10 protein-coding genes are annotated in these 9,062 nt (G+C 69.9%); 5 read left to right on the forward strand and 5 right to left on the reverse strand.

What is annotated here, in order from left to right:
• Positions 1–445: SDR family NAD(P)-dependent oxidoreductase (locus tag OS124_RS24490; RefSeq protein ID WP_138919513.1), on the forward strand; the 445-nt coding region annotated here is incomplete at its 5' end.
• Between the two features lie 9 nt (positions 446–454).
• Here the strand turns inward: OS124_RS24490 and OS124_RS0111855 are convergent.
• Positions 455–1,039 carry an HNH endonuclease gene (locus OS124_RS0111855; protein WP_029375379.1) on the reverse strand — a complete coding sequence of 195 codons (585 nt, stop codon included), beginning with the start codon at positions 1,037–1,039 and terminating at the stop codon, positions 455–457.
• A 324-nt stretch (positions 1,040–1,363) separates the two neighbouring features.
• Between OS124_RS0111855 and OS124_RS0111860 the strand changes: the two genes are divergently transcribed.
• Positions 1,364–1,804 carry a VOC family protein gene (locus tag OS124_RS0111860; RefSeq protein WP_010139859.1) on the forward strand — a complete coding sequence of 147 codons (441 nt, stop codon included), beginning with the start codon at positions 1,364–1,366 and terminating at the stop codon, positions 1,802–1,804.
• A 226-nt stretch (positions 1,805–2,030) separates the two neighbouring features.
• Here OS124_RS0111860 and OS124_RS0111865 read toward each other — a convergent pair whose 3' ends face one another.
• Positions 2,031–2,696, reverse strand: coding sequence for an alpha/beta hydrolase (locus OS124_RS0111865; protein WP_010139860.1), 666 nt, complete (start codon positions 2,694–2,696; stop codon positions 2,031–2,033).
• On the reverse strand, positions 2,693–3,313 hold the full coding sequence (locus OS124_RS0111870) for a DNA-3-methyladenine glycosylase family protein (protein ID WP_010139861.1): 621 nt from the start codon (positions 3,311–3,313) through the stop codon (positions 2,693–2,695). The genes OS124_RS0111865 and OS124_RS0111870 overlap by 4 nt, the downstream gene beginning before the upstream one ends.
• A 328-nt stretch (positions 3,314–3,641) precedes the next feature.
• Here OS124_RS0111870 and cobA point away from each other — a divergent pair, with 328 nt between their 5' ends.
• The 3 genes from cobA (at position 3,642) to cutA (ending at position 6,237) form a co-directional block, all read left to right on the forward strand.
• Positions 3,642–4,478, forward strand: coding sequence for a uroporphyrinogen-III C-methyltransferase (cobA, locus tag OS124_RS0111880; RefSeq protein WP_010139863.1), 837 nt, complete (start codon positions 3,642–3,644; stop codon positions 4,476–4,478).
• A 179-nt stretch (positions 4,479–4,657) separates the two neighbouring features.
• On the forward strand, positions 4,658–5,890 hold the full coding sequence (locus OS124_RS0111885) for an MFS transporter (protein ID WP_010139864.1): 1,233 nt from the start codon (positions 4,658–4,660) through the stop codon (positions 5,888–5,890).
• Positions 5,891–5,922: 32 nt separating this feature from the next.
• Entirely contained in the window at positions 5,923–6,237 is a 315-nt protein-coding gene (gene cutA, locus OS124_RS0111890; protein WP_010139865.1) for a divalent-cation tolerance protein CutA, read from the forward strand.
• Positions 6,238–6,749: 512 nt separating this feature from the next.
• Here cutA and OS124_RS0111895 read toward each other — a convergent pair.
• Together OS124_RS0111895 and cimA are read right to left on the reverse strand one after the other, a co-directional pair.
• Positions 6,750–7,535 (reverse strand): squalene/phytoene synthase family protein, encoded by a 786-nt coding sequence (locus tag OS124_RS0111895; protein WP_010139866.1) that lies wholly within the window; start codon positions 7,533–7,535, stop codon positions 6,750–6,752.
• A gap of 174 nt (positions 7,536–7,709) precedes the next feature.
• A partial coding sequence (cimA, locus tag OS124_RS0111900) for a citramalate synthase (RefSeq protein WP_010139867.1) occupies positions 7,710–9,062 on the reverse strand: 1,353 nt, incomplete at its 5' end.

Below are 9,062 nucleotides of genomic sequence, written 5' to 3' on the forward strand. Positions count from 1 at the left end.
CGCCGGGTCATGGCGGTCAATGTCGACGGGGTCTTCAACCTCCTGTCGGGCGGCCCTGGCGCAGATGCTGGACCAGCCTACGCGCGACGAGGTGCGGGGCCGCATGGTGATCATCGGCTCGCAGCACGGCATGATCGCCTCGCCCGGCGGCTTCGCCTATGGCGTCTCGAAGGCGGCGGTCCTGCAGATGATGCGCCAGATCGCGGTGGAACATGCCGCCGAGGGGATTCTCTGCAACGCGGTCTCGCCAGGCAAGATCCTGACCGGCAAGACCGGCCCCGCCATCGCCCCCGAGATGATCGCCTACTCCGAGGCCCGCACCCCGCTGCCGCGTCTCGGACGCCCGGCGGATGTGGCCCAGGCGGTGCTGTTCCTCGCCGACCCTGCGACGACCTTCGTCACCGGGCACAACCTGATGGTCGACGGTGGCTGGATGGCCGGCTGAGCAGTGGCCTCAGGCCTCCAGCTCGGCGTCCCAGTAGAGGAAGTCCAGCCAGCTTTCATGCAGGTGGTTGGGCGGAAAACGGCGCCCCATGTTGCGCAGCTCTTCGGCCGAGGGCGGCCGCGGCGGCTTGCGCAGCGACATGCCCGCGTGGCGCAGGCTCTTCGAGCCCTTGCGCAGGTTGCAGGGCGCGCAGGCGGCAACGACATTTTCCCAGCTGGTGATGCCCCCGCTGGCGCGCGGCACCACGTGATCGAAGGTCAGGTCGCCCTTGGCACCGCAGTACTGGCAGGCGAATTCGTCCCGCAGAAAAAGATTGAAGCGCGTGAAAGCCACGCGCTTCTGGGGTTTGACATAATCTTTCAGGACGACGACCGAGGGGATCCGTATCTCGGTACTGGGACTGCGGACCCAGTGATCATACTCGGCGACGATATCGACCCGGTTGAGCCAGACCGCCTTGATCGCCTCCTGCCAGGGCCAGAGCGACAGCGGGTAGTAGGACAACGGCCGGTAATCGGCGTTCAGCACCAGCGCTGGATGCTGCCTGAGAGCCGCGGGCTCTCTCACGAAGTCTCGTCTGAAGTCACCGTCCATCTGCGCCGCGCTCCCGCCTGCCTGCCGTCTTCGGCACCCGGGCGGGGGACCCGCCCCAGTGTGACGTCGCACCCCGGGGGCAGACGTCTGAAATCCAGTCACTTCGACTATATATCGCGTCGGGACGCTGGCAAGCCCCATGATATGTAAGCCGATGGCCAAAGCCCTACCTGCCGAGGGTAACGCTGAAATGACAAACAGAAGACTTGCGCACAGCCATCGCCCTGCCTCGGGCGGCGATCCGCCCGCCCGAGGCCCCGCACCTGGCCCAAGGGATTGGCCCACCCACTTGGCCTGCGTCCCCGGCGTGCTACCTTTGGGGCCATGACAGACCTCGCCGCACCACGCCCCGCTTCGCCCGGCGCCCTGCTGGAAACCGCGCTCTACGCGCCGAACCTCGCCGAGACCGCGGTCTTCTACCGCGAGGTGATGGGGCTGGAGGAAATCCTGCATGTCGAGGGGAGGCATCACTTCTTCCGCCTCGGCCAGGTGGTGCTGCTGCTCTTCGCGCCCGCGGCGACCCTGCTGGGTGGCTCCGATCCCTCCCTGCCGGTCCCTCCCCATGGCGCGACGGGCGAGGGTCACCTCTGCTTCGCCGCCAGCGCCGCCGAGATCCAGGCCTGGAAAGAGCACCTCGACGCCGCCGGCGTGGCCATCGAGGCCGATTTCCACTGGCCGGACGGCGCCCGCTCGATCTACTTCCGCGATCCGGCCGGCAACTCCCTGGAACTGGCCGAGCCGCGCCTCTGGTTCCCCGACGCCTGATCCGGGCCACCGCGCGCGGCCTGCGCCGTTGCCATGAGTATTTGTGGCCTCGGAATAGGGAAAGGCGCCCGCGCGGGCGCCCCCTTGTACCTAGTCGATGGCTGAAAATACTCCGTGGGAGTCAGGCGCAGCCTGACGGGGGCGGAGCCCCCGACCTTTCCTTTGTCGCCGTCCGGCGACGGGAGGGCAGAACCCCCTCCCCTTCATCCCGGATCGCACAGCCCGCTCAGAAGCCGCATTTGTCGCGCATGAAGGCCAGGGCAACCGACAGGCCGTCGGGGGCGATGCCATGGGCGGTGCCCTGCATGATATGGGCGAAGACCTCCTTGAAGGCCGCCTCCTGCAGCCCCTCGGCAGCCAGCGGCAGGCTTTGGGGCGAGACCACGTCGTCCTCGTCGCCATGCACCAGCAGCACCGGCATCCTCGAGACCACTTCGTCGGCCAGCAGCTCGGGACGCAGCAGCCGGCCCGAGAAGCCGACCACCCCGGCCACCGGATCCTCGCGGCGCGGCGCCACCTGCAGCGCCATCATCGTGCCCTGCGAGAAGCCGAAAAGGCAGACCTGTTCCGGCAGCAGGTCCTCGTCGACCATGAAGGCGTCGAGGAAGGCATCGAGGTCGGCAGAGGCGGCGATCAGCCCGCGTTCGGCTTCTTCCTCGGACGAGCCGTCAATCCAGGGGATCGGGAACCACTGGAAGCCGAAGGGCGCGCCCGGCACGCTTTCGGGCGCATCGGGGGCGATGAACAGCGTGTCCGGCAGGTGCTCGGCCAGCGGATCGGCGAGGCCCAGCAGGTCGGCGCCATTGGCGCCATAGCCATGCAGAAACACCACCGCCGACCGTGTCTCGCCCGAAAGCGCCTCGCGCCGCTCGGCATTCAGAACCCGTGTCATGTGACCCCTTCCCGTTTCTTCTCGACAGCGTAATGGGCCCAGAGCAGGCGCGCCGCGACACCCCGCCAGGGGGACCAGGCCAGGGCCCGGTCGCGCAGCGCCGCCTCCGAGGGCCGCTCGGACAAGCCGTAAAGGAGCCGCGTGGCCTCCTGCAAGGCCAGATCGCCCGCCGGGATCACATCGGCCCGGCCAAGCGCTACCGTGGCATAGATCTCGGCGGTCCAGCGCCCGATGCCGGGCAGCGCGACGAGGCGGGCGATGACCTCTTCATCGGGCAGATCGGCGAGGGCGTCGAAATCCGTGCCCGCCCCGGCCAGCGCCAGCGCGTAGCGGATCTTGGGCCGCGACAGGCCGCAGGCGCGCAGGCCCTCTTCGCCTGCCGCCGCAACGGGCGCGGGGGCCGTCAGCCCGGCGCCCTCCAGCCGCGCCCAGATCGCCGCCGCCGAGGCGGTCGAGACCTGCTGGCCGATGATCGCCTGCAGAAGCGTGGCAAAGCCCGGGGCACGGCGGCGCAGGGGTGGCAGGGGCGTGGCGATGCGGGCCAGGCCCGGATCGGTCGCGGCCAGCCAGGCGGCGCCGCGCGCCAGGGTGTCGATGTCGTCGAGGATCTCGGCCATGGGCGCTCCGGCTGGGGTCGGGCGCATCCTAGCCGGCGGCGGGAGTCTGGCAAGGGCGCAAGCGGCCCCGGCCGGAGCACCCGCCCCCCCCCCGGAAGACCCGCGGCAAGCTGACGGAAGGCAGGTGGGACAGGCCCCCCGGGGGAAGGATGTCTGCGGAGGAGGCCCCCGGCGAGATGTTTGCCCCGGGGCTGTCGGAGGGGGCGGTGGTTTCGCCTGTGGCGCTGCGGCAGGAACGCTGGTCCGCCTGGACCGGGGTGCCGGCAGCCCGGGTTCTTATTGCGCCTGCCCTCTACCGCCTTGCGGCGCGCGCAGGCATATTGCCCGCATGAACGAGACCACCCTCCCCCCCTCCGACTGGCCCGAGCTGAAGCCCGGCTGCGTCTGGCTCTGCGGAGCCGGTCCCGGCGATCCGGGGCTGCTGACCCTGCATGCGCTGAACGCGCTCAGGCAGGCGGATGTGGTGGTGCATGATGCGCTGGTCTCCGACGCCATCCTGGACTGGGCGCCGCAGGCGGAGAGGATCTTCGCCGGCAAGCGCGGCGGCAAGCCCTCGGCGAAACAGGCCGATATCTCCTTGCGGCTGGTGGCGCTGGCGCGGGCAGGCAAGCGGGTGCTGCGGCTGAAGGGGGGCGATCCCTTCGTCTTCGGGCGCGGCGGCGAAGAGGCGCAGACGCTGGTGCAGCATGGGGTGCCCTTCCGCATCGTGCCCGGCATCAGCGCCGGGATCGGGGGGCTGGCCTATGCGGGCATCCCGGTCACGCACCGCGAAGTCAACCAGTCCGTCACCTTCCTGACCGGCCATGACCAGACCGGCGAGGCGCCGGGTTCGATCGACTGGGAGGCGGTGTCGAAGGGCGCACAGGTGCTGGTCGTCTACATGGGGATCAAGCATGCCCCGGTGATCGCCGCCGCCCTGCTGGCGGCCGGGCGCCCCGCCGATGAGCCCGTCGCCGTGGTCAGCAATGCCACCCTGCCGGGGCAAAAGGTGCTTGAGACGACCCTTGGCCACATGGTCGCCGATATCGCCACCGCGCGGATCGAGCCGCCGGCGATCCTCTGCATCGGGCGCAACGTGCTGATGCGGCAGGCACTGGACTGGCAGTCCATGGCCGCCGGAGCGGCACCGCGAGACCTCGATCCGCTGGGGCGTGACACCGCCTGAGGGTTGAGCTGACAGGCGCAGGGCGTCCGCGGCCAGGCAAGTGGCGCCCCGACCGCCATGCAGCGCCGCCTCGCGCCCGGCAAGGCCCCGCACAACCGCAGCCCCGATCGCGCGGTGGCGCGACATGCATGCCTCTTGCCGCAGGCAGGGCGGCGCGCTACGCCATCGGCATGAGTGAGATGACCGCCCCCTCCGCCCCCGATGCGCGCGCGCGCCGAAACGTGACCGTGCTGATCCTGGCCAATGCGCTTCTGGGGGCGCAGATGCCGATGATCTTCACCATCGGCGGGCTGGCCGGGCAGCAGCTGGCACCGAACCCCTGCCTGGCGACCATGCCGATCTCGATGATCGTGCTGGGCTCGATGCTCTCGGCGACGCCGGTGTCGGGGGTGATGCAGCGCTACGGGCGGCGCACCGGGTTCAGCATCGGGGCGGGCTTCGGCGCGCTCGGGGCGCTGGTGGCGGCCATCGGCCTGTTCCAGCAGAGCTTCGCGATCTTCCTGCTCGGTTCGCTCTTCACCGGCACCTACATGTCGACCCAGGGCTTCTTCCGCTTCGCCGCCACCGATACCGCCAGCCCCGAGTTCCAGCCCAAGGCGATTTCCTACGTCATGGCGGGCGGGCTGATCGCCGCGCTTCTGGGCCCGCAGCTTGGCAAGCTGACCAATGACGCGCTGCTGGTGCCCTTCATGGGCACCTACCTGCTGGTCATGGCGCTGAACCTCGCCGGGCCGATCCTGTTCTCGTTCCTCGACATTCCGCGCCCCGAGCAGCCCTCGGCCAGCGCCGCAGTCGCCCCCGGGCGGACCCGCTGGCAGCTGCTGAGCACCCCGCGCATCGCGGTGGCGGTGATCTGCGGCATGGTCTCCTACGCGCTGATGAACCTGGTGATGACCTCGACACCGCTGGCCGTGGTCGGCTGCGGCTTCGACAAGTCCAATGCCGCCGACGTGGTCAGCGCCCACGTGCTGGCGATGTACATCCCCAGCTTCTTCACCGGCCACCTGATCGCCCGTTTCGGGGTCGAGAAGATCATGGGCGCGGGCCTGCTGATCCTCGCCGGCGCCGGGGCCGTGGCCCTGCAGGGCGTGCAGCTGGAAAACTTCTTCGGCGCGCTGATCCTGCTGGGGCTGGGCTGGAACTTCGGCTTCATCGGCGCCACCACCCTGCTGGCCCAGAGCCATACCCCGGCCGAGCGCGGCCGCATGCAGGGCCTCAACGACCTGATCGTCTTTGGCGGCGTCACCTGCGCCTCGCTGGCCTCGGGCGGGCTGATGAACTGCTCGGCTGCCTCCGCGGAGGCAGGCTGGAGCGCGGTGAACCTTGCCATGGCCCCCCTGCTGGTGCTTGCGGGTGGCGCGCTGATCTGGCTGGTGCTACGACCGAAAGAGGATGAAGCGGCCGGCACCTGACCGGCCCGAGCGCTGTCAGGGAGAGAGCCCGCATGATCCTGGAACTGGAGACCCTCTGCCCCGCCCGCGGCGTGGCCGACCGGATCGCCGCGCATCTTCTGGACGCCCGCCTGATCGCCTGCGCCAACCGGTCACGTACCGTGGTCAGCCTGTTCCGCTGGGACGGAGAGGTGAAGGCCGAGGAAGAGTACTCGCTGCGGGTCAAGACCCGGGTCGAGCTGGGCGACCGGGTCGAGGCGGCGATCCTGCAATGGCATCCCTACGAGCTGCCCGCGGTGCTGCGCCACGAGGTGCAGGCCAATGCCGCCTACGAGGCCTGGGTGCTGGCCGAGACGCTCGGGGCCTGAGACCGGTACCAGGTGGTGCGCAAAGGTGGGATATCTCCCACCCTACACCCCTGGCGGGCTCCGGCGCGGCACGGCGGCAGCCATGCCCTACTGCGCTGATGCGGGAGGGGTGTGGGGCGTCCGGTTCTTTCCGAAGCGCACTCTGGCCCTTTGGGACCGAAGTTGAGATAGCCCCCCGTTTCCGGCACCCTTGCTGGGCACTTGCTCCTCCGTCCAACATCGCAGGGCGGTCGTCCCGCTTATGACCCGCAGAAGGATCTGCACATCGCGCGGGAGGGACCCTCGGCGCAATCACCTGACACAGGCGTAGGGTGGGAGATATCCCACCTGCCCCGCGACCAGTGCCCGAGGCCTGCCCTCGCCCCCCCCAACCGTTGCGCAAGCGGCGCCGCGTCCAGCGCGCCGTCAGCGACGCGACCGGGTTGCGCCTGCCGAACCTGCAACCCGCCCACGCCCTCCTGCCGGAAGGATCTTGCGGAGCTGACACAGGCGTAGATCTCCTTCCTGCCCTGTTACCAGCGCCCGAGGCTTGCCTTCAGCACCCCCAGCCGTTGTGCAAGCGGTGCCGTTTCCAGCGCGCCGTCGGCCACCCGACCGGGCTGCGCCTGCGCCAGCTTCAGCACGGCGACCGCCTCGGGCAGACCATAGAACAGCGGCGCCAGCGCGCGCGGCACCTCGCGCCGCGCGCGGCGTGCGGCAGCGGCACGGGTCAGGCCCTCGGCCGCCAGCCCTGCCACAGCGCTTTCGCGGCCATCGGGCAAGGGCATGCGGCCCGCCCCCTCCAGCGCCGGGATCGCCCGGAACCAGGCGGCCAGCCCCAGGGCAAAGCCCGCATCCGCCGCCACGACCTCGGGCAGCGCCGCGCCCAGCATCCCGGCTCCGGCGCGCAGCAGGTGGCCCGAGGTCGCGTCCAGATAGCGGAGGAAATGCGCCTCGTCCTCGAAGGGCTCCTTCCAGATATCCCAGCGGCGGGCCTCGATCAGCTGATCCAGCAGCCCGGCCCCCTCCGGGGTCAGGCGCGCCGAGAGCGGCGTCACCACCTCGTGCCGGCGGATCCCCTCGCCCAGGCGGATCTCGTCCAGCGCATCGCGCCACCATTGCAGCCGCATCTCGGCAATCATCGGCTCCTGCGTCACCCAGGGCGCGCGCGAGACCTCGATGTTGAAGGCCCAGAGCGGAAACAGCGCCAGCCGCGCCTCGGGCGGCGCCGCCATGGTGGTGCGGAAACGGGCGGCATCGCCGCGCTCGACCAGTTCGGCGCAGGCGGTCAGGTCATCGCTCCAGTGGAACTCGGTCAAGGGGCTCTCCGGTGGCTGCTGTGACATCCCGGCAGGGGTACTGGTCTGGCAGGTAGCCCCCGGGAGGCAAGTCTGCAAGTCATCGCCCGGGGGCCTTTGGGCGCAGCGATGACCGGCCGGGGCCCGGCGCGACCTTCGCGCGCCGTCCCCCGCCCGCACCCGGGCCCTCGGTCGCTACTCCGCCGCCTGCCGCGCCTGCTGCCCATGCAGCAGCTTCCAGCGCACCGCATCGACCAGCGCCTCGAAGGAGGCATCGACGATGTTGGGCGAGACGCCGACGGTCGACCAGCGGTGACCCTCGCCGTCCTCGCTGTCGATGATGACGCGGGTGACGGCCTCGGTGCCGCCCTGGGTGATGCGGACCTTGAAGTCGACCAGCCGCATGTCCCCGATCTGCCCCTGGTAGGCGCCCAGATCCTTGGCCAGCGCCTTCCACAGCGCGTTGACCGGGCCACGGTCATTGCCCGCCTCGTCGAGGCTTTCCGAGACCGAGAGGATCTTCTCGCCCTGGATCAGGGTCGAGACCACCGCCTCGGAGACCGTGACGATCTCGCCCCTGGCGTTCTGCCGCCGCTCTATGCTGACCCGATAGCGGTCTATCTCGAAAAACGCCGGCATCCGGCCCAGCACCCTGCGCGCCAGCAGTTCGAAGCTGGCCTGGGCGCTGTCGTAGGTATAGCCTTGGTCCTCTCGCTCCTTCACCACCCGCAGGATCTCGGCCAGCGCCGGATCGCCCTTTTCGACCTCCAGCCCGGTTTCCGAAAGGCGGCGGCGCAAGTTGGACTGCCCGGCCTGGTTGGACATCGGGATGACACGTTCATTGCCGACCAGCGCCGGGTCGATATGTTCATAGGTCGAAGGATCCTTGAGGATCGCAGAGGCATGCAGCCCCGCCTTGTGGGCAAAGGCCGAGGCCCCGACATAGGGGGCCTGCTTCACCGGCACCCGGTTCAGGATGTCATCGAGCAGCCGCGACACCGGCACCAGGTTGACCAGCGCCTCGCGCGACACGCCGGTCTCGTAGAGGCTGGCGTAGGGTTCCTTCAGCAGCAGCGTCGGGATCAGGGTGATCAGGTTGGCGTTGCCGCAACGCTCGCCCAGCCCGTTCAGCGTGCCCTGGATCTGGCGCGCGCCCGCATCGACTGCCGCGAGGCTGCCCGCCACCGCATTGGCGGTGTCGTTGTGCGTATGGATGCCGAGGCGATCCCCCGGCGCGCCCGAGGCGATGACATCCTCGACGATGCGCCCGATCTCGACCGGCAGGGTGCCGCCGTTGGTATCACAGAGCACCACCCAGCGGGCGCCGGCCTCCAGCGCCGCATGGACGCATTTCAGCGCATAGTCGCGGTCGGCCTTCCAGCCGTCGAAGAAATGCTCGGCGTCAAACAGCGCCTCGCGCCCCTCGGCCACCAGATGCGCGACCGAGCGCGAGATGTTCTCGAGGTTTTCCTCCAGCGAGATCCCGAGGGCGGTGGAGACATGGAAGTCATGCGTCTTGCCGACGAGGCAGACCGCGGGTGTGCGCGC

Source organism: Oceanicola sp. S124 (assembly GCF_000220565.1).
Taxonomy (GTDB): Bacteria; Pseudomonadota; Alphaproteobacteria; order Rhodobacterales; family Rhodobacteraceae; genus Pseudooceanicola.